The sequence below is a fragment of the Sphingobium chungangianum genome, from assembly GCF_977014255.1.
In genome coordinates this window covers 130,524-149,561 of record NZ_CDRNIV010000006.1, presented here as the reverse complement: position 1 = coordinate 149,561, position 19,038 = coordinate 130,524, and the positions used below count along the sequence as shown (strand labels likewise).

At 63.9% G+C, this 19,038-nt stretch carries 20 protein-coding genes; 6 read left to right on the top strand and 14 right to left on the bottom strand.

The features are described 5' to 3' along the window. Nucleotides 1-38 precede the first annotated feature (38 nt). Nucleotides 39-1,982 carry an acetate--CoA ligase gene (gene acs, locus ACWNC0_RS07610; RefSeq protein WP_449470718.1) on the top strand — a complete coding sequence of 648 codons (1,944 nt, stop codon included), beginning with the start codon at nucleotides 39-41 and terminating at the stop codon, nucleotides 1,980-1,982. Nucleotides 1,983-2,006: 24 nt separating this feature from the next. Next, entirely contained in the window at nucleotides 2,007-2,522 is a 516-nt protein-coding gene (locus tag ACWNC0_RS07605) for a cytochrome b (RefSeq protein ID WP_449470716.1), read from the top strand. A gap of 72 nt (nucleotides 2,523-2,594) precedes the next feature. Here ACWNC0_RS07605 and ACWNC0_RS07600 read toward each other — a convergent pair whose 3' ends face one another. Both ACWNC0_RS07600 and ACWNC0_RS07595 read right to left on the bottom strand, forming a co-directional pair. Beyond that, a complete protein-coding gene (locus ACWNC0_RS07600) occupies nucleotides 2,595-3,803 on the bottom strand; it encodes an FAD-dependent monooxygenase (protein ID WP_449470715.1) in 1,209 nt (402 codons plus the stop codon). Nucleotides 3,804-3,985: 182 nt separating this feature from the next. Next, complete coding sequence (locus tag ACWNC0_RS07595) at nucleotides 3,986-5,077, bottom strand: branched-chain amino acid aminotransferase (RefSeq protein WP_449470713.1); 1,092 nt, start codon at nucleotides 5,075-5,077, stop codon at nucleotides 3,986-3,988. Nucleotides 5,078-5,235: 158 nt separating this feature from the next. On the opposite strand from ACWNC0_RS07595, the gene ACWNC0_RS07590 reads away from it, so the two are divergent. Then, complete coding sequence (locus tag ACWNC0_RS07590; protein ID WP_449470711.1) at nucleotides 5,236-6,249, top strand: threonine aldolase family protein; 1,014 nt, start codon at nucleotides 5,236-5,238, stop codon at nucleotides 6,247-6,249. Beyond that, a complete protein-coding gene (locus tag ACWNC0_RS07585; protein ID WP_449470709.1) occupies nucleotides 6,246-7,148 on the top strand; it encodes a DMT family transporter in 903 nt (300 codons plus the stop codon). The genes ACWNC0_RS07590 and ACWNC0_RS07585 overlap by 4 nt, the downstream gene beginning before the upstream one ends. Here ACWNC0_RS07585 and ACWNC0_RS07580 read toward each other — a convergent pair. The 12 genes from ACWNC0_RS07580 to ACWNC0_RS07525 form a co-directional block, all read right to left on the bottom strand. Then, nucleotides 7,145-7,300, bottom strand: coding sequence for a hypothetical protein (locus tag ACWNC0_RS07580; protein ID WP_449470708.1), 156 nt, complete (start codon nucleotides 7,298-7,300; stop codon nucleotides 7,145-7,147). The two genes, ACWNC0_RS07585 and ACWNC0_RS07580, sit on opposite strands and share 4 nt — an antisense overlap. An 82-nt stretch (nucleotides 7,301-7,382) precedes the next feature. Further along, nucleotides 7,383-8,189, bottom strand: a complete 807-nt coding sequence (locus ACWNC0_RS07575) for an SDR family NAD(P)-dependent oxidoreductase (RefSeq protein ID WP_449474565.1) — start codon at nucleotides 8,187-8,189, stop codon at nucleotides 7,383-7,385. An 18-nt stretch (nucleotides 8,190-8,207) separates the two neighbouring features. Beyond that, a complete protein-coding gene (locus ACWNC0_RS07570) occupies nucleotides 8,208-8,570 on the bottom strand; it encodes a HesB/IscA family protein (protein ID WP_196225027.1) in 363 nt (120 codons plus the stop codon). Nucleotides 8,571-8,678: 108 nt separating this feature from the next. Then, nucleotides 8,679-9,158 carry an SUF system Fe-S cluster assembly protein gene (locus tag ACWNC0_RS07565; RefSeq protein WP_449470706.1) on the bottom strand — a complete coding sequence of 160 codons (480 nt, stop codon included), beginning with the start codon at nucleotides 9,156-9,158 and terminating at the stop codon, nucleotides 8,679-8,681. Beyond that, entirely contained in the window at nucleotides 9,151-10,374 is a 1,224-nt protein-coding gene (locus ACWNC0_RS07560) for a cysteine desulfurase (protein WP_449470704.1), read from the bottom strand. The genes ACWNC0_RS07565 and ACWNC0_RS07560 overlap by 8 nt, the downstream gene beginning before the upstream one ends. Further along, entirely contained in the window at nucleotides 10,371-11,123 is a 753-nt protein-coding gene (locus tag ACWNC0_RS07555; RefSeq protein ID WP_449470703.1) for a SufD family Fe-S cluster assembly protein, read from the bottom strand. Before ACWNC0_RS07555 ends, ACWNC0_RS07560 begins: the two co-directional genes overlap by 4 nt. After that, nucleotides 11,120-11,866 carry a Fe-S cluster assembly ATPase SufC gene (gene sufC / locus ACWNC0_RS07550; RefSeq protein WP_196225023.1) on the bottom strand — a complete coding sequence of 249 codons (747 nt, stop codon included), beginning with the start codon at nucleotides 11,864-11,866 and terminating at the stop codon, nucleotides 11,120-11,122. The genes ACWNC0_RS07555 and sufC overlap by 4 nt, the downstream gene beginning before the upstream one ends. Nucleotides 11,867-11,869: 3 nt before the next feature. Then, a complete protein-coding gene (locus ACWNC0_RS07545; RefSeq protein WP_449470701.1) occupies nucleotides 11,870-12,325 on the bottom strand; it encodes a hypothetical protein in 456 nt (151 codons plus the stop codon). Further along, a complete protein-coding gene (locus tag ACWNC0_RS07540) occupies nucleotides 12,322-12,810 on the bottom strand; it encodes an endonuclease domain-containing protein (RefSeq protein ID WP_449470699.1) in 489 nt (162 codons plus the stop codon). Before ACWNC0_RS07540 ends, ACWNC0_RS07545 begins: the two co-directional genes overlap by 4 nt. Before the next feature lie 41 nt (nucleotides 12,811-12,851). Next, nucleotides 12,852-14,336: a Fe-S cluster assembly protein SufB gene (gene sufB / locus ACWNC0_RS07535; protein ID WP_449470697.1), complete on the bottom strand. Its 1,485-nt coding sequence runs from the start codon at nucleotides 14,334-14,336 to the stop codon at nucleotides 12,852-12,854. 13 nt (nucleotides 14,337-14,349) lie between these two features. After that, nucleotides 14,350-14,760, bottom strand: coding sequence for an RrF2 family transcriptional regulator (locus ACWNC0_RS07530; protein WP_449470695.1), 411 nt, complete (start codon nucleotides 14,758-14,760; stop codon nucleotides 14,350-14,352). A gap of 113 nt (nucleotides 14,761-14,873) precedes the next feature. Continuing rightward, nucleotides 14,874-15,818: a helix-turn-helix domain-containing protein gene (locus ACWNC0_RS07525; RefSeq protein WP_449470693.1), complete on the bottom strand. Its 945-nt coding sequence runs from the start codon at nucleotides 15,816-15,818 to the stop codon at nucleotides 14,874-14,876. A 342-nt stretch (nucleotides 15,819-16,160) separates the two neighbouring features. Between ACWNC0_RS07525 and ACWNC0_RS07520 the strand changes: the two genes are divergently transcribed. Beyond that, nucleotides 16,161-17,231 (top strand): quinone-dependent dihydroorotate dehydrogenase, encoded by a 1,071-nt coding sequence (locus ACWNC0_RS07520; RefSeq protein WP_449470692.1) that lies wholly within the window; start codon nucleotides 16,161-16,163, stop codon nucleotides 17,229-17,231. A gap of 58 nt (nucleotides 17,232-17,289) precedes the next feature. Beyond that, a complete protein-coding gene (gene ggt, locus ACWNC0_RS07515) occupies nucleotides 17,290-18,990 on the top strand; it encodes a gamma-glutamyltransferase (protein WP_449470690.1) in 1,701 nt (566 codons plus the stop codon). The last annotated feature ends 48 nt before the right edge of the window (nucleotides 18,991-19,038 follow it).

Sequence of the window (19,038 nt, the reverse complement as noted above, 5' to 3'; positions counted from 1 at the left end):
CTCTAGAGGGGCAGGCAACGCACAGGAAAGGATACTCGATGTCTGACGATTTTTTCCCGGTATCCAAGGAATGGGCCGCTTCGGCGCTGCTCGACCGGGATGGGCGTGAGGCAGATTATCAGCGGTCGATCAACGAGCCGGCATCCTACTGGCTGGAGCGCGCAAAGCGCCTGGATTGGCTGACTTTCCCCAGCAAGACGGACGAAAGCAGCTTCGACGAAGCGGATTTCGGCGTGAAATGGTTTGCCGACGGCGTGCTGAACGTCAGCGCCAACTGCATCGACCGGCATCTGGCGGAACGGAGCGATCAGACCGCGATCATCTGGGAACCGGACTCGCCCGATGCCGAGCCGCGCCGCTACACCTATGCTGAGGTGCATGAGGAAGTCTGCCGCTTCGCCAATGTGCTGAAAGCTGCGGGCGCGAAGAAGGGCGACCGCGTCACCGTCTATCTGCCGATGATCCCGGAGGCGGCGTTCGCCCTGCTCGCCTGTACGCGGATCGGCGCGATCCATTCGGTCGTCTTTGGCGGCTTCTCGCCCGAGGCGCTGGCGGGACGGATCATCGATTGCGATTCCAACATCGTCATCACCGCCGACGAAGGCCGCCGCGCGGGCAGACAAGTGCCGCTCAAGGCCAATGTCGATGCCGCGCTCAAGGATTGCCCAAGCGTCAAAAAGGTCGTGGTGGTGCAGGCGACCGGCAGCGCCATCGCCATGCAGGAAGGCCGCGACCTGTGGCTGCATGAGGAAGCCGCGAAGGTCTCAGCCGACTGCCCGCCCGAGCCGATGAATGCGGAAGACCCGCTGTTCATCCTCTATACTTCGGGTTCGACCGGCAAGCCCAAGGGCGTGCTGCACACGACCGGCGGCTATCTGCTGTGGGCCAGCCTTACCCATGAGCTTTGCTTCGATTATCGCCCAGGTGACATATACTGGTGCGCCGCCGACATCGGTTGGGTCACCGGGCACAGCTATATCGTCTATGGCCCGCTCGCGAACGGCGCGACGACGCTGATGTATGAGGGCGTGCCCAACTATCCGACGCCTAGCCGCATCTGGGAAGTGGTCGACCGGCATCAGGTTCAGACGATCTTCACCGCGCCCACCGCCCTCCGCGCGTTGATGAAGGAGGGCGACGAGTTTGTGCGCTCCACCAGCCGCAAGTCGCTGCGCCTGCTGGGCACCGTGGGCGAGCCGATCAACCCCGAGGCGTGGCGCTGGTATCATCATGTCGTGGGTGAGGATCGCTGCCCGATCATCGATACCTGGTGGCAGACGGAAACGGGCGCGGCGATGATCGCGCCTATGCCGGGGGCCACTGACCTGAAGCCGGGTTCGGCAACGCTGCCGATGCCGGGCGTGATCCCGCAGATCGTCGATAGCGAGGGGAAGGTGCAGGAAGGAGCGGCGGAGGGCAATCTGGTCATCGCCGGAAGCTGGCCGGGTCAGATGCGCACCGTCTGGGGCGATCATGAGCGCTTTTTCCAGACCTATTTCACCACATTCCCCGGCAAATATACGACCGGCGACGGCGCGCGCCGCGATGCCGACGGATATTATTGGATCACCGGCCGCGTCGATGATGTGATCAACGTGTCCGGCCACCGCATGGGCACGGCCGAGGTCGAAAGCGCGCTGGTGCTGCACGAAGCGGTCGCCGAAGCGGCTGTGGTTGGCATGCCCCATGACATCAAGGGCCAAGGCATCTACGCCTATGTCACGCTGAACAGCGGCGAGGAGCCGAGCGAGGAATTGCGCAAGACGCTGATCGCCTGGGTCCGCACCGAGATCGGCCCGATCGCCACGCCCGACGTCATCCAGTTCGCCCCCGGCCTGCCCAAGACCCGCTCCGGCAAGATCATGCGCCGCATCCTGCGCAAGATCGCGGAAGGCGAGGTGTCGGCGCAGGCTCTGGGCGACACAAGCACCCTTGCCGATCCTTCGGTGGTGGATAATCTGGTCGCCAACCGTCACGGATAAAGCGCCAAGGATCAGGAGACGCCGGTGGAACGATACAGCCTGGTTGCCCGCACGTTGCATTGGGTCATGGCGATCCTGATCCTATTCAACCTGTGGCTGGGACTGGCGCATGACTCCCTGCCGCGCGATTGGCAGGTGATGCCGGTGCATAAATCGGTCGGCCTCACCGTGCTGGCGCTGGCGATCCTTCGGCTGGTCTGGCGTCTGACCCATCGGCAAACGCCTTTGCCTGAGGGTTTGCCCGCCTGGGAAAGGCTGGCCGCGAAGGTTACGCACTACACATTCTATGCCTTCATGCTGCTGGTGCCCCTCACCGGCTGGATCATGAGTTCGGCGGGGAAATGGCCGCTCAACTGGTTCTTCCTGTTCGATGTGCCGAAATTTGCGGTGACGAAGGATGACGCGATCGTTGGCTTTTCCGCCGAGGCGCATGAGATATTCGCCTTCGCCTGGATCGCGCTCCTCGTCCTGCATGTCGCGGCGGCGCTGCGCCATCACTTCATCCTGAAGGATGACGTGATGCGGCGGATGTGGGGGTAAGCTCTTCGTCGTCACCCAGCGAAAGCTGGGGTCCAAGCGAGATGCCAGTTTTCACTGGCATGACGGAAAAACTTAGACGAGTTCCCCGATCAGCAGCTTGGGCAGCGCGCCGGATTCGCCGCGTGCCTCCGCCATGAAGCGGTTCTTGAGCATCGGTGTGCGCTGTACGGCGGCGAGGCCGAAGCGGCGGACGGCTGAAGGAATGCGGCCGGGTACATCGAACAGCCGGACGAGACCGTCCATGGCAACGCTGACGGACATCGCGTCCAGCCCGCGCCAACGCTGGTAGCGTGCCATCAACTGCGCGTCGCCCGGATCAAGGCCGAGGCGTATGCCATCGACAAGGACCTCCACCAGCGCGGCGACGTCGCGGAAGCCGAGGTTCAGGCCCTGCCCGGCAATCGGATGGATCGCGTGCGCACTGTCACCGACCAGCGCCAGCCGAGTGTCGGTGATCCGCGCGGCATGGTGGAAGCCGAGCGGGTAGCTGGAACGCGGCCCGGCCAGCGATATTTCGCCCAGGAAACCGCCCATGCGCTTCTGTGCTTCGGCGAGCCATGCCCGCTCGGACAATTTCAGCATCACCGGCGCCTGCTCGGTCGGCACGGTCCACACGATCGCCGATCGCGTGCCCGGCAGCATCGGCAGCAGCGCGAAAGGGCCACCGGGATAGAAAATCTCGTAGGCCGTGTTGGCGTGCGGCACCTCATGATCGATCGCCGTTACCATGGCGGTATGCTTATATTGCCAGCGAGTGGTGCGGATGCCCGCAGCTTCGCGCGTCGGGCTGTTCCGGCCCTCGGCAGCCACCAGAAGCGCGCCGTGCAGAACCTGCCCACTGGCGAGCGTCAGGCTGACGCCATCGGCATTGCGATCGACATGGGTGGCTCGGTCGGGCTGGAAGCGGGTCAGATTTTCCGCTTTCTCCGCTGCCTGAGCCAGGGCGACGCGCAGGTCGCGATTGGGGAACATGATCCCCATGACCCCATCGTCAGCATCGGGCGCGAAGTCGAGCGCACCGGGCTCCAGCCCGTCGCTGACCCAGATGCGGTCGATGGGGCAGCCCTTCCCTTCCAGCAATGCGGCCACACCAATCGCGGACAGCATCGCATGGCTGGTCGAGGAAATGGCGGACACGCGGCCGTCGAAACCGACGGCGCTGGTTTCGACCGGATCAGCAGGATCGATGACGGCGCACCGCACCCCATGACCGGAAAGCGCGATGCCCAGGGTCAGCCCGACAAGGCCCCCGCCCAAGATGACGACATCAAAACGTTGCATGCAAGCTATCTAGGCGCTTGGCGGCCGATTGGGAAGCGTGACAAACCCCGATCAAAGAGTGCTGGGTCATTAGTTCGCGCAGAGGCGCAGAGATCGCAGAGAGAAAAAACCTCTGCGTCCTCTGCGCCTCTGCGCGAATAATCTATCCACATCTCCTGTCCGGGAGTGAGAGGTTCGCTGCCTTAAAGCTTGCGCACCCAACCAGCGGGATCCGCAACCGTTCCGCGCTGGATGCCGGTCAGCTCGGCGCGCAGGGCTTCGGTCACGATGCCGCCGTCGCCATTGCCGATGGTGAAGTCGCCATCGACGCTCTTCACCGTGCCGATCGCCGTCACGACCGCAGCGGTGCCGCAGGCGAACGCCTCGCGCAGCTTGCCTCTGGCCCCATCGTCGCGCCACTGCGCAAAGCTATAGGGTTCTTCGCGCACCTCATGCCCCTTGGCGCGGGCGAGGGTGATGATGCTGTTGCGGGTGATGCCGGGCAGGATGGTGCCCGACAGCGGCGGGGTGACGATCGACCCGTCATCCATCACGAAGAAGACGTTCATGCCGCCCAGTTCCTCGACCCACTTATGCTCGGCGGCGTCGAGGAAGACGACCTGATCGCAGCCATGCCTGGTCGCTTCGGACTGCGCGACCAAGCTCGCCGCATAATTGCCGCCGCATTTGGCCGCGCCCGTGCCGCCCTTCGCCGCGCGGGTATAATGTTCCGACACCCAAAGCGTGACCGCCTTCTTGCCGCCCTTGAAATAGGCGCCGGCGGGCGAGGCGATGACGCAGAAGATATATTCCGCCGCCGGACGAACGCCCAAGAAGCTTTCGCTCGCGAACATGAAGGGGCGGAGATAGAGGCTGCCTTCGCCGGTGGGTATCCACGCGGCGTCGATCTTCACCAGTTCCTCGACAGCCTCCAGGAAAATGTCTTCGGGCAGGACAGGCATCGCCATGCGTTCCGCCGATTCGGCGAAGCGGCGGGCATTTTCTTCCGGCCGGAACATGGCGATGCTGCCATCCTCAAGCCGGTAGGCCTTCATGCCTTCGAAGATTTCCTGCGCATAGTGCAGAACGGCGCAGGCAGGATCGAGCTGGAACGGTTCACGCGGGCCGACGGCATGGCTGTGCCACCCCTGCCCCTCGGTATAGCGGATCGTCACCATATGATCGGTGAACAGGCGGCCAAAGCCGGGATCCTCCAGCAATAGCGCGCGCTGGTCAGCCGCCACAGCCTTGCTGCTCGGGTTGACGGTGAAGCGCGACTTCTGCTGGACGTCCATGATCAATGCTCCTCTAGTAGGACCGGCCGCCTATGTCACAAACGGCTGGCCGAAACAATGGGTCATGATTACTGTCCAATTTGTTCCGGTTTCGAAAGGGCCGCTCGCCACCTGCTGGCATCTTGGCGGCGGGCGGCGGCGCGCTTATGCCCTCAACCATGCACTTCTTTTCGGACAATGCGACCCCGGTCTGCCCGCAAGTAATGGCGGCGATGGCGGCGGCTGATCTGGCTGACCACGGCTATGATGGCGACGCGTGGAGCGCGCGGATGGACGGCGCCTTTTCGGATCTGTTCGGCGCCCCGGTTCGCGCGCTGTGGGTGGCGACCGGCACGGCGGCGAACAGCATAGCGCTTGCCTGCCTCTGCCCGCCCTATGGCGGCATCCTCTGCCATGAAGAGTCGCACATCATGGTCGATGAATGTGGCGCGCCCGCCTTTTACACCCACGGTGCCAGCCTGATGGGTTTGCCGGGAGATGGCGCGAAGCTTTCGCCTGACACGCTGGTCGAACGATTGCAGGCGATCCGTCCGGACGTGCACCAGATTCCGGCCCGTGCGATCAGCATCACTCAGGCGAGCGAATATGGCCGCGTCTATACGCCGGAAGAGGTCGCCGTGATCGGGGATGTGGCGCGGGGTCATGATCTTGGCCTGCACATGGACGGCGCCCGCTTTGCCAATGCCGTGGCGCATCTGGGTTGCCATCCGGGTGATCTGTCGTGGCGGGCTGGTGTCGATGTGCTGACCTTCGGCTGCGTCAAGAATGGCGGCATGGTGGGCGAAGCGCTGCTCTTCTTTGGTCCGCAGGCAGATGCGCGTGCGGCCGAAGCGGCACGATGGCGCAAGCGCGGCGGGCATCTGCTGTCCAAGGGCCGCTATCTTGCCGCGCAGATATTGGCGATGCTGGAGGATGAGCTGTGGCTGACCAACGCCCGCGCCGCCAATGCCGCCGCTGCCGCGCTGGCGGGGGCAGTGCCCGATCGGCTGCTCCACGCCGTAGAGGCCAATGAGTTGTTCATCCGCCTCTCTCCTGCCGAGGCCACAGGCTTGCGCGCGCAAGGCTTCGATTTTTACGACTGGGGCGAAGGGGCTGCGCGTCTCGTTACCAACTGGGCACAGGATGCTGCGGCGGTCCAGCCACTCGCCGACGCCCTTAAGGCTCTGGGATGAGTGGATCGTCCGAGGCGCGGGGCGGCGTCATCCTGCCCTTCCTGCTCGTCACGCTGATCTGGAGTTCTACCTGGATCGTCATTCGCGATCAGCTGGGCGCGGTACCGCCGAGCTGGTCGGTCTGCTACCGCTTCCTGCTGGGCGCGGCGGGCATGGCGCTGTTCGCGATGATCCGCCGGGTTCCCTTGCGGTTGCCGCCAGCGGGGATGGCCTTTGCGGGCGCATTGGGCGTGGCGCAGTTCGTGCTCAACTTCAACTTCGTCTATCGGGCAGAACATTATCTGACCTCCGGCGTCGTCGCGACGGTCTATGCGCTGCTGCTGATCCCCAACAGCGTCCTCGCCTGGATCGCCTTTCGCCAGCCGGTCAGCCGCGCCTTCGTGCTGGGGTCGCTGGTGGCGATTGCGGGGATCATGTTGCTGCTGTTGCGCGAATATCGCGCGGCGCCGGTGTCGGCCGAAGCCGTGCTGGTCGGCATCGGGCTCAGCGTCGCGGGGCTGCTCAGCGCATCCACGGCGAATGTCATGCAGGGTATGCAGATCGCCCGCCGCCTGCCGATGGCGGCGGTGCTCACCTGGGGCATGCTGATCGGCAGCGCGGTCGATGCGGCTTATGCGTTGGTGACCGTGGGACCGCCAGTGATCGAGTGGCGCGCGGGTTATCTGTTTGGCATAGCCTGGCTGGGCGTTGCGGGCTCGGTGGTGACTTTCCCGCTTTATTTCCAGCTTATTCAGCGGGTGGGGCCGGGGCGGGCAGCCTATAGCAGCGTGCTCATTCCCGTTATCGCCATGCTGATTTCCACGCTGTTCGAGGATTATCGCTGGTCGATGTTGAGTGTCGCAGGCGCAGTGCTGGCGGTGGCTGGCATGGTGATCGCGCTGCGGGCGAAGGCGACTTAACGGCGAACCCGCGGCTCATAATGACGCTTCGCCGCATTTACCCTGTCGATCAGGCTGGCGAGCGATTGCGGCGCGGGATTGGCGGCTTCGGGCATCGCCAGGCGGCTCATGCGCTGGCTGAGCGCGGCGAAGTTGCGGTCGATCCGTTCCATGGCGAGAAGTCCTTGGCGTAAGCTGTGGGACCATCCATGGGGCGTTTTGGTTAACGCCGCGCAAGCGATGCGGTGACCTGAGTCATCCCGCCCCGGCGAGGCAGGCGGCAAGGCCTTCGTGATAGGTGGGATAGCGCGGTGCCCAGCCCAGGAGCCGCTTGGCCCGGCCGTTCGCCACCCGCCGATTTTCCGCATAGAAGGATAGCGCCATGGGCGACAGATGGGCCTCGTCCAGCGTCAGCAGCGGCGGAAGCGGTGCGCCCAGCATGGCGCAGGCCGCCTCGATCAAGCGGTTCTGCGCGCAGGGCAGGTCGTCGGCCAGATTATAGGTGCCCGGCGGCCCGTCGAAGGAGGCGATGATGCCGTTCACGATGTCATCGACATGGGCGCGGCTGAAAATCTGATCGGGCAGGTCGATCCGGTGCGCCTTGCCCTCGCGTACACGCTCGATCGCCGACCGGCCCGGACCATAGATGCCTGGCAGGCGGAAACAGCGCATGTCCTCGCGAAGCGCGCGCCAGTCGCTGTCCGCTTGCACTCGCGCCGCGCGGCGGCCCGAGCCGATGGGGCTCGCTTCGTCCACCCAGGCGCCCGCAGCATCGCCGTAAACGCCGGTCGAGGACAGATAGCCGCTCCAGAGGGCCGGGGCGGCAGCGATCGACGCGCCATAGCGGGTGAGCACAGGGTCGGCCTCGCCTTCCGGAGGGACGGAAGAGAGGATGTGGGTCGCCTGGGCGATGCTGGCGCGAACGGCATCGTCGTCATCGAAGGCTATTGCCTCGCAATCGGAGATCCGGCGCACGCCTGTCACCTCCCACCCCTCGCCGCGCAGTCGGGCGGCAAGGCGGGAGGCGGTGTAGCCCATGCCAAGGATCAGCATGTGGGGGATCGCGGGGTCCCTCCCGAACTAGACCGTGAAGCTTTCGCCGCAGCCGCAGCTGCCCTTGGCATTGGGATTGTTGAAGACGAAACCGGCGGTGAAGTCATCCTCCACCCAGTCCATCGTCGATCCCACCAGATAGAGGACCGACGCGCCGTCAATGTAGAAGGTGCCGCCCGGCGTTTCGATCTTCTCGTCGAACTTCGCTTCCTCGGTCACATAGTCCACCGAATAGGCAAGGCCCGAGCAGCCGCGGCGTGGCGTGGACAGCTTGACGCCGATCGCCCCTTCGGGAGCCTGGCGCATCAGGTCGGCGATGCGCGCTTCCGCGTTGGGCGTCAGGATGACAGCGGCGGGCCGGGCACGGGTCTTGGTGGTCGTCTCGGTCATTCTTCGTTCTCCTCCCCTCCCGCTGGCGGGAGGGTCAGGGTTCCGCGCGAAGCTCGCTGCGCTCGCGCCCACCCCTTGGTCCCCTCCCACCTGCGGGAGGGGAGATGGTTAGAGCATCCCTAGTTCGAGCTTGGCCTCGTCGCTCATCTTCTGCGGGTCCCATGGCGGATCCCAGACCAGATTGACCTGCGCATCGCCCACGCCCGGCACCGCGCCGACGCGCAGTTCGACTTCACCCGGCATGGATTCGGCCACCGGGCAATGCGGTGTGGTGAGCGTCATCGTGACGACGACATGGCCGTCCTCGGTGACGTCGACGCCGTAGATCAGGCCGAGGTCATAGATGTTCACCGGGATTTCCGGGTCGTAAATTTCCTTCAGCGCATCGATGACGCCGTCATAAAGGCTGCCGCCCGGCTCACCCACAGGCGTTTGCGCGGGCTTCTGTGCAAGGAAGCCGTCCAGATAGTCGCGCTGGCGCGGCGCGGCATCCGCTGCCGCCTCCTCCACGCGCGCTTTGGGCGGTGCGTTCACGGCGTCCACCTCTTCCACCAGAATCTGCCGTTCCCCGGAATTTGCCTCAGTCATTGGCGAAGATCTTCCTCACTCGCTCTATGCCTTTGACAAGGGCATCGACATCGCCCTCATCGCTATAAATGCCGAAACTGGCCCGCGCCGTCGCTTCGACGCCCAGATGGCGCATCAGCGGCTGGGCGCAATGATGCCCGGCGCGGATCGCAACACCCGTTTCGTCCAATATGGTGCCGACATCGTGCGGATGCACCCCCTCGACTTCGAAGGAGAGGATGCCCGCGCTGTCCTCCGGGCCAAAAACGCGCACGCTGTTCAGGCTCTCCAGCGCCACCCGCGCCTTGGCCACCAGCATGCATTCATGGGCATGGATCGCGTCGAGCCCGATCGCCTGCACATAGTCGATAGCGGCGGACAGGCCGACGACACCGGTGATATGCGGCGTCCCCGCCTCGAACCGGGTCGGTGCAGGGGCGTAGGTGGTCTTTTCAAAGGTCACCTTGTCGATCATCGACCCGCCACCCTGATAGGGCGGCATGGCGTCGAGCAACTCCTTGCGGCCCCACAACACACCAATGCCGGTCGGGCCGTAAAGCTTGTGCGCGGAAAAGACGTAGAAATCGCAATCGAGCGCCTGCACATCCACGGCAAGGCGGGGCACGGCCTGGCAACCGTCGATCAATATCTTCGCGCCTACGCCATGCGCGATGTCGGCGGCGCGCCGGACGTCAAGGACGCTGCCCAACACGTTCGACACATGGGCCAGCGCGACCATCTTGTGCGCGGGCGTGATCATCGCCTGCATGGCGTCAAGGTCGATCTGGCCGTCGGCGGTGAGCGGCACAACGTCAATCGCTGCGCCAACCCGTTCGGCGACGATCTGCCAGGGCACGATATTGCTATGATGCTCCAGCATCGACAGCAGGATGCGGTCGCCTGCCTTGAGCTGCGTTCCGGCCCAGCTGTGCGCGACGAGGTTGATGCCCTCGGTCGCGCCACGGACATAGACGATCTCGCTATCGGATGCCGCGCCGATGAACTGCGCGACCTTGCGGCGGGCGGCTTCATAGGCGAGCGTCATGTTGGCGGAGCGCTCATAGACGCCACGATGGACCGTCGCATAGTCCGGGCCATAGGCGCGGGCGATGGCGTCGATGACGGCGTTGGGCTTCTGCGCGGTGGCGGCGCTGTCGAGATAGTGCCAGCTGCCGACACCGGGGAAGTCATCCCGCAACTGCAAACCTCCGTTCGGCTGTTGAGTCTGGTCGGTCATACCAGCGTCTCCAGCTTGGCGATCGCAGCGGCTTCGAGGCTGTCCTTGACCGCCTCATCGGCCACGTCGTCGAACACGCCAGCGACGAAGGCCTTCAGCAGCAGCGTCTTGGCGGTGGCCGGGTCCATGCCCCGGCTCGCCATGTAAAACAGAGCCTGACGGTCCAGTTCACCCACGGTCGCGCCATGGGCGCATTTCACGTCGTCGGCGTAGATTTCCAGTTCCGGCTTGGCATTGGCCGTGGCGGTGCGGTCGAGCAGCATCGCCTTCACCGACTGGAAAGCGTCCGTTCGCTGCGCATCGCGCGCGACATTGATCGAGCCGAGATAGCTGCCCGTTGCGCGCTGGCCGAGGATCGAGCGGATCGTCTGCCCGCTGGTCGCGTCCGGCTCGGCATGGGTGACTTTGGTGATGATCTCCAGCACCTGATCCCCGCCGCCGATGATCGCACCGTTCAGTTCGAAATGACTCCCCTTGCCCAGCGTCACCGCGAAGGTCACGCGGCCCAACTTGCCGCCGATGTTGAGCACATGAAAATCGCAGCGCGCGCCGTCCGCGATGGTGATGACATAATCATGCACCACCGCCGCGCCCTCGCCCGCATCCTGCAACAGATGGTGGCGCGACGTTTGTCCGGCCACGACATCGATGCGCGTCGGCGCGGGCGTCGGCCAGATCGAGGCGACAGCTTCCAAGTCGCTATAGCGCCATTCTTCCGCCTTGCGCGTGGGAAGGGTGAGCGTCGTCACGCCGCAACCACCTCCGCATAGCCTTCGCGCTCGAGTTCCAGCGCGAGTTCCGGGCCGCCGGACTTCACGATCCGACCGCCAGCAAGCACATGGACATAGTCCGGCTTCACATAATCGAGCAGGCGCTGATAGTGGGTGATCAGCAGCACCGCCTTGTCAGGCTTGCGCATGATGGCGTTGATGCCCGCGCCCACGATCTTCAGTGCGTCGATGTCGAGGCCGGAGTCCGTTTCGTCCAAGATCGCCAGCTTGGGATCGAGGATGCCCATCTGCACCATTTCCGCGCGCTTCTTCTCGCCGCCGGAAAAGCCGACATTCACCGGACGCTTCAGCATCTCCATGTCGAGGCCGAGCAGCGCTGCCTTTTCCTTGGCGAGCTTGATGAACTCGCCGCCGTTCAGTTCCTTCTCTCCGCGCGCGCGGCGCTGCGAATTGAGGCTTTCGCGCAGGAATTGGAGGTTGGACACGCCGGGGATTTCGACGGGGTACTGGAAGCCCAGGAACAGGCCAGCGGCGGCGCGCTCATGGGGGTCCATGCTGAACAAGTTCACACCGTCCAGAGAGGCCGTGCCGCCGGTGACTTCATAGTTCGGACGGCCGCCGAGCGTGTAGGCCAGCGTCGACTTGCCCGCGCCGTTCGGCCCCATGATCGCATGGATTTCCCCCGCCTTGATGGAAAGCGAGAGGCCCTTCAAGATCGCCTTGCCGTCGATTTCGTTGGTCAGATTCTCAATCGTCAGCATTGGTTATCCCTTATGCGCGCGCTGAAGCGTCCGCGCGGTCCAGAAGGCCATGTCGCGCACATCGCCCGGCGCGGGGAAAAGCGTGTCGATATGGCGCTTGATCGGCATATAGGGCCACCAGTCCGCGCCAGGCTCGGGCGAACCCTTTTCCAATAGCCCGGTCACGAACTCCGTCACCGGACCCATGCGGGCGAGGTTGGGCGCCTTCGCCTTGTGGAAGGCCTTATCGGTCCTCAACTTCTCGGTGAAGGCGACGTCGCCCTTCTCCAGCGCGGCGCGGCATTCCGCCTGATAGGCGTCGAGGTCGCCGAAATCCTTGGCGGCGCGAGCCTGCAACTCGCCCTCTTCCAGCTCATAATCCTCAGTCAGGATGCGGATCGCAGCGGTCCATGACTGGCCGTTGGTCACATCCTCCGCGAAATCGGCGAGGGCATCCTGGATATCGTCTTCGTCACTCAAGAGTGGGCTTCCTCTGAAAGCCCCTTCCCTTCAGGGGAGGGGTTGGGGTGGGGGCTGTGCCAGCGATCCGGCGCGCCGTCCAAGATGGCCAGCAACCGTTCGCACACGCCTTCAATATTTGTTATTACGTCATGGTTTGAGAAGCGCACGACTTGATAGCCGAGTTGCGCCAGCCGCTGATCACGTGGCGCATCGGATCGATCGGTGTGGGTGTCTCCGTCGATTTCGACTGTCAGCGCCTTCTGTGAGCACAGGAAGTCGGCGATGCTTGCGCCGATCACAGACTGCCGGCGGAATTTTTGATCGCCGAGTTGAGACCGAGAGAGTTTCGCCCAAAGGCGCTTTTCAGGCTCTGTCGGCTCACGACGCAGCTCGCGGGCGAAGCCGTCCAACTGAGCGAGCTGCCCAGCCGACAGCCCCCACCCCCGGCCCCTCCCCTGAAGGGGAGGGGAGTTCAGGCGGCGCGCTTCATCGCTGACGCTCAAGCCCCTCCCCTTCAGGGGAGGGGTTGGGGTGGGGTTGTGCCTCAACCGACCGAACCCTCCAACGAAATCCCCAACAGCTTCTGCGCCTCGACGGCGAACTCCATCGGCAGCTGTTGCAGCACCTCTTTAGCGAAGCCGTTCACGATCAACGAGACGGCGCTTTCCTGATCCAGTCCGCGCTGCATTGCGTAGAAGAGCTGGTCGTCGCTGATCTTGCTGGTCGTCGCCTCATGCTCGATCTGCGCCGAGGGGTTGCGCACCTCGATATAGGGCACGGTGTGCGCGCCGCACTGGTCGCCGAGCAGCAGGCTGTCGCACTGGGTGAAGTTGCGCACGCCCTCCGCGCCCGGCGCCACGCGCACCAGACCGCGATAGGTGTTGTTCGAGCGGCCCGCGCTGATGCCCTTCGACACGATGGTCGATCGCGACCCCTTGCCATTGTGGATCATCTTGGTGCCGGTGTCGGCCTGCTGCATATTGTTGGTCAGCGCCACCGAGTAGAACTCGCCGACGCTGTTCTCGCCGTTCAGCACGCAGCTGGGATATTTCCAGGTGATGGCGGAGCCGGTTTCCACCTGGGTCCAGCTGACCTTCGAATTGCGCCCCTGGCACAGCGCCCGCTTGGTCACGAAATTATAGATGCCGCCCTTGCCGTTCTCGTCGCCCGGATACCAGTTCTGGACGGTCGAATATTTGATCTCCGCATCGTCCAGCGCGACCAGTTCGACCACGGCGGCGTGCAGCTGATTCTCGTCCCGCATCGGTGCCGTGCAGCCTTCGAGATAGGAGACATAGCTCCCCTCGTCCGCAACGATCAGGGTGCGCTCGAACTGCCCCGTATTCTCCGCATTGATGCGGAAATAGGTGGAAAGCTCCATCGGGCAGCGCACGCCCTTGGGGATGTAGACGAAGGTGCCGTCGGAAAAGACCGCGCAATTGAGCGTGGAGAAATAATTGTCGTGCATCGGCACGACCTTCCCCAGCCACTTCTTCACGAGGTCGGGATATTCGCGCACCGCTTCGCTGATCGAACGGAAGATGACGCCCGCTTCCTCCAGCTCCTTGCGGAAGGTGGTGGCGACGGACACGGAGTCGAATACGGCATCGACAGCGACCTTACGGCTGCCCTTTACCCCGGCCAGCATCTCCTGCTCAGCGATGGGGATGCCCAGCTTCTGATAGGTGGCGAGGATTTCGGGATCGACCTGATCCAGCGAATCCAGCTCTGCCTTCTTCTTGGGCTCGGCGTAATAATAGGCGTCCTGATAGTCGATTGGCGGAATGTTGAGCTTGGCCCAGTCCGGCGACTCCATCTTCTGCCACATCGCAAAGGCCTTCAGCCGCCATTCCAGCAGCCATTCCGGCTCCTTCTTCTTGGCGGAGATGAAGCGGACGGTATCCTCATTCAGGCCCTTGGGCGCGAAGTCCTGTTCGATGGCGGATGACCAGCCATGTTCGTAGGCAGAGGCGCGCTCGGCGGCCTCATGCGCTTCCAGATTGCGAACAGTGGTCGTCTCTTCGGTCATGCCATTTCTCGTGTCAGGCCAATTCTCGGGTCAAACTGGCGATCGTCACCCCGGCCAAGGCGGATCGTATCGCATTGTTCGCGACATTCATGTGCGGGCGTACGCGGCAGCCATGTTCCAGCGTGCAATCATGGGCGCCCTGTTCGGCGCAGGCGGTCATGGCGATCGGCCCTTCCACCGCTTCCACGACATCCACCAAGGTGATTGCCGCCGCAGGTCGCGCCAGTCGCACGCCGCCGCCCGTTCCGCGACTCGATTCCAGCAGCCCCGCAGCCGAGAGACGGCTCACCAGCTTTTGCGCGGTGGGCAGCGGGATGCCGGTTTCGCTGGCAAGCGTGGTCGCATTCATCTTTGCCGCTCCGCAATGGCGCGCAGCGGCGGACATCAGCACCACGGCATAATCTGCGAAACTCGAAAGTCTCATCGTTGGCAAGCGTCCCGGTTGCGAACCATTCTCAAATCGGATCGAATCAATCCGATTGCGCATGTGGTCGCGCGGGCGCGTGGAATCAAGCCATTTCTATGAGTCCGCTCGTCTCAGCTGAAACGGTTCAGCACCGCCACGTCCGCACCCAGCGAGCGCCGCAGCAGGGTAAGCTGTGCCACGGCCGTCGGTTCGGTCTGCAACTGGTGCGGGGTCAAGCCGATGAAATGCTTGATCTCGCGGATGAAGTGCGACTGGTCGTAGAAGCGGCCATCCTCGCATAATTCCTGCCAGCTATGCTGGTCCAGCGCGATGCGCGCACTGCATCGCAGCGCCCGATATTTCCGCGCCAGCAGCTTGGGCGGGCAGCCATAATAGCGATTGGTCAGCCGGGCGAGTTGGCGCGGTGACAACCCCGTTCGCTCCACCAGCGCTTCAATTCGGGGCGATCCTTCCCCCATCAGCCATGCATCTATGGATTCCAGCAATTGCCAGGTCGAAATGGGCAAGGGTTTCACCAATTGTCCCAGAACAGACCAGCAATGGGCAGCTATGGCCTCCGGGTCACGCATGGTCGCCAGGCTGGCCCGAAGCGCGGCCATCGCTCCCTTTTTCTCAGGGGCCATGTCCCGTACACGATCGGCAAGCGCGTTGGCGTCGCCGCCGTCCAGGCTGACCCACCCGGCCGGGAGCAACGACACGCCCACGACGCAGGCGGGTCCATCCAGTTCAAACCGGGTCGCGCCGAGGGTCGGGCCTAGCAGGCATATATCCGGTGTGGCCTCCACCGTTCCATCATGGAAATGGTAGCTTCCTGTCCCTTGCACCATGAACCGCAACTGGGGAACGTCGGCACGTGTCACATCCAGATAGCGGTCAGCGCTTTCGGTGAAGAGGTAAACCGAGCCGAAATAGGCCCGCAGATGTTCGGGCGGCGCGAAATAGCTTAATCGAACCGGACCTTGAGCCGCTTCCACCATATAGGAAAGCGACGGGTCTCCGTCCTTTTCCCTGCCATTTGGCACCCCCCCGGATGCACTGTCGCGATGCGGCCCCATATTCACCCCACCAGCGCACTATGATGCTTCTTCGCGCCCGCGCAAGAGCGATACTGAGGAAACCACCGATTTTTCCGAACGGCTTCGAAAAAAAATGGCCCGGCGGTTTTACCCGCCGGGCCAGTAAAAGGTCTCGTCAGCCAAAGATGGCCAAGAGCCTTCGGGTCGCAGCACTTTCATAAGTCCGAATCGGACTCGGTTGATTGGATGGATCGGACATCTCGTGGGTTGAATCAGGACTAAAATGAATGATTTCGCAGCAGAATTTATTGTTGTGGGCCACCTGTTGCCCCTTTGCCACAGCGACTCGACGCCGGCCTGCCGCAATGGCATAGGCGCCCCATGTCCTATCGCCTTGTCCGCCCGCTTTTCTTCGCGCTCGATGCAGAACGCGCGCATCATTTTTCGGTCATGCTGCTCCGCTTGATGCCCGTTTCCCCTCCACCCGCACCGGACGCCGCGCTGGCCCAGACGGTGGCGGGCATCCGCTTTCCTAATCCAGTCGGACTGGCTGCCGGCTATGACAAGGAAGGGCTGGTCGCGCACAAGATGCATGCGCTGGGCTTTGGGTTCACCGAACTCGGAACGCTCACCCCGATGCCGCAGGCGGGTAATCCCAAGCCTAGACTGTTCCGCCTGGTCGAGGATCGCGCCGTCATCAACCGCATGGGTTTCAACAATGGCGGCCTGGCGGCGGCGGCCGAGCGCGTCGCCAAGCGCCGCCGTCCTGCTGGCGATGGGCCTGCACCGATCGTCGGCATCAATATCGGCGCGAACAAGGACGCTACCGACCGCATCGCCGATTATGTCACCGGCGTGACCTGCATGGCGCCGCTTGCCGATTATCTGACGGTCAACATCTCATCCCCCAATACGCCGGGACTGCGCGCCTTGCAGGACAGGGCAGCGCTAGATCAGTTGCTGGGCGCCGTCATGGCCGCGCGTGGCGTGAACGGGGGCCGGGACGGGGGTCATCTGCCGCCCGTCTTCCTGAAGGTCGCGCCCGATCTGGAGCCCGAGGATGTCGAGGATATCGCCGACGCTTGCCTCGATCATGGGGTGGACGCACTGATCGTGTCCAACACCACCATTTCGCGGCCCCCGCTCCAGTCGGTCCATGCCAATGAAAGCGGGGGATTGTCAGGCGCGCCGCTCACCGATCTGTCGCTTCAGCGGCTGTGTGACTTCCGCCGGATATTGGGCGCGCGCCTGCCCTTGATCGGCGTTGGCGGCATCGGCAATGCGGAACAGGCCTATGCCCGGCTCCGCGCGGGGGCGAGCCTGATTCAGCTGTACAGCGCGCTTGTTTATGAAGGGCCGTATCTCGCCCGGCGCATCAATGCGGGGTTGAAAAAGCTGATGGCGCGGGATGGCTTCACGCATATCAGTGAGGTCATCGGCATCGACAGCTGATCTCGATGGTTGATCTCAGGGGCTTGCGGCGGCCCGGTCGGACGATAGGGTGCGGGGCATGACGCCTCGCCTCACTGGCCTGCTGGCCCCTATAATACTCGCTTTTCTATATGCCGCCCCCGTGGCGGCGCGCGAGCCTGTCTCACTCAATGCCACGGTTTCCGCCGCCGATCCGCGCGCGGCGGCGGCGGGGCAGGAGATGCTTCGCCAGGGCGGCAGCGCGACCGACGCCGCGATCGCCATGATGCTCGCCCTCAATGTGGTCGAACCGCATAATAGCGGCATCGGCGGCGGCGGCTTCCTGATGCATCATGATGGCAAGACCGGGGTGCTGGAGTCGATCGACGGGCGCGAAACCGCCCCGGCGGCGGCCCGGCCCGATCGTTTCATCGGTGCGGATGGTCAGCCCCTCGCCTTCCGGTCCGCCTGGCCCGGCGGCTATTCCGTGGGCGTGCCCGGCAACCTCCGGCTCGCCTGGGAAGCCCATTTCAAATGGGGGAAGCTTCCGTGGGCGGCGTTGTTTGCGCCTGCGATCCGCCTGGCCGAAGATGGCTTTGAGGTCCGTCAGAGGCTCGACACCGCGATGAAGGCGGTCGCCCCCATCTGGGCCGACTTTCCCGAGATTCAGAAGTTCTTCTGGATAGATGGCGCGCCCGCGCCTGTTGGCACGATGCTCAAAAACCCTCCGCTCGCTGCCCTGTTTCGGCGCATCGCCGCGGAAGGGCCAGACGCTTTTTACAAGGGCGAGACCGCACGGGCGATCGCCAGCACAGTTACCAATGCGCCCAAAAATCCCGTGCCGATGACGGAGGCCGATATCGCCTCCTATCAAGTGAAGGCGCGCAAGCCCGTCTGCGGCCCGTATCGCGGCTACAGCATCTGCGGCATGGGTCCGGTTTCGTCCGGCGGGATCACCGTTCTGCAAATCCTGGGGATGGTCGAACGCTTCCCACTGGCCCAATGGGGGAAGGATGATCCCCGTTCCTGGCATGTCATCGGTGAAGCCATGCGCCTCGCCTATGCCGATCGCGACACATGGCTGGGCGATCCCGAATTCGTGTCCGTGCCGATCGCGGGGCTAATCGACCCGGCCTATCTCAAGAAGCGATCAGCGCTCATCGCGCTGGGCCGCACCCTCAACGACTATCGTCCGGGCAGCCCGCCGGGTGCGGAGGCCCGGACTGCGGCGCTGCCCCAGCCGGAAAGCGGGACGAGTCATTTCGTGGCGATCGACCGCGACGGCGACATCACCGCCTGGACATCCACCATCGAAAGCTTCTTCGGCAGTCAGCTGATCGCCGATGGCGTCATCTTGAACAATGAACTGACCGATTTCAGCTTCACGCCCGAAAAGAACGGCGCGCCTGTCGCCAACCGGGTAGAACCGGGCAAGCGGCCGCTGTCCTCCATGTCGCCGACGATCGTCTATGACGGGAAAGGAACGCCGGTCTTCACCGTCGGCGCGGCGGGGGGGCGAACGATTATCATGCAGGTGACGAAGGCCCTGATCGCCCATTTCGACTGGGGCCTGTCCGCGCAGGATTCCATCGCGCTGGGCTTGGAATTTTTCGACGCCAACGGTCTTGTGCTTGAGCAGGGGACGCCACTCGAAGCGATGAAGGCGCCGCTCGAAGGCTGGGGCCACAAGGTCACGATCGCTCCGATGGGGTTGAAAGCAAATGCGGCGGAGCGCGCGCCCGACGGGCACTGGCGGGGCGCGGCCGATCCTAGAAGCCCCGGGGTTTCGCTTCAGGAATAACCGTCCACCTACCTCCCGTCATCCCAGCGAAAGCTGGGATCTCAGGCC

Coding starts and splice junctions, on each gene's coding strand:
- acs (WP_449470718.1), top strand. CDS start 39: ATGTCTGACGATTTTTTCCCGGTATCCAAGGAATGGGCCGCTTCGGCG.
- ACWNC0_RS07600 (WP_449470715.1), bottom strand. CDS start 3,803: ATGCAACGTTTTGATGTCGTCATCTTGGGCGGGGGCCTTGTCGGGCTG.
- ACWNC0_RS07595 (WP_449470713.1), bottom strand. CDS start 5,077: ATGGACGTCCAGCAGAAGTCGCGCTTCACCGTCAACCCGAGCAGCAAG.
- ACWNC0_RS07590 (WP_449470711.1), top strand. CDS start 5,236: ATGCACTTCTTTTCGGACAATGCGACCCCGGTCTGCCCGCAAGTAATG.
- ACWNC0_RS07585 (WP_449470709.1), top strand. CDS start 6,246: ATGAGTGGATCGTCCGAGGCGCGGGGCGGCGTCATCCTGCCCTTCCTG.
- ACWNC0_RS07580 (WP_449470708.1), bottom strand. CDS start 7,300: ATGGAACGGATCGACCGCAACTTCGCCGCGCTCAGCCAGCGCATGAGC.
- ACWNC0_RS07570 (WP_196225027.1), bottom strand. CDS start 8,570: ATGACCGAGACGACCACCAAGACCCGTGCCCGGCCCGCCGCTGTCATC.
- ACWNC0_RS07565 (WP_449470706.1), bottom strand. CDS start 9,158: ATGACTGAGGCAAATTCCGGGGAACGGCAGATTCTGGTGGAAGAGGTG.
- ACWNC0_RS07560 (WP_449470704.1), bottom strand. CDS start 10,374: ATGACCGACCAGACTCAACAGCCGAACGGAGGTTTGCAGTTGCGGGAT.
- sufC (WP_196225023.1), bottom strand. CDS start 11,866: ATGCTGACGATTGAGAATCTGACCAACGAAATCGACGGCAAGGCGATC.
- sufB (WP_449470697.1), bottom strand. CDS start 14,336: ATGACCGAAGAGACGACCACTGTTCGCAATCTGGAAGCGCATGAGGCC.
- ACWNC0_RS07530 (WP_449470695.1), bottom strand. CDS start 14,760: ATGAGACTTTCGAGTTTCGCAGATTATGCCGTGGTGCTGATGTCCGCC.
- ACWNC0_RS07525 (WP_449470693.1), bottom strand. CDS start 15,818: ATGGGGCCGCATCGCGACAGTGCATCCGGGGGGGTGCCAAATGGCAGG.
- ACWNC0_RS07520 (WP_449470692.1), top strand. CDS start 16,161: ATGTCCTATCGCCTTGTCCGCCCGCTTTTCTTCGCGCTCGATGCAGAA.
- ggt (WP_449470690.1), top strand. CDS start 17,290: ATGACGCCTCGCCTCACTGGCCTGCTGGCCCCTATAATACTCGCTTTT.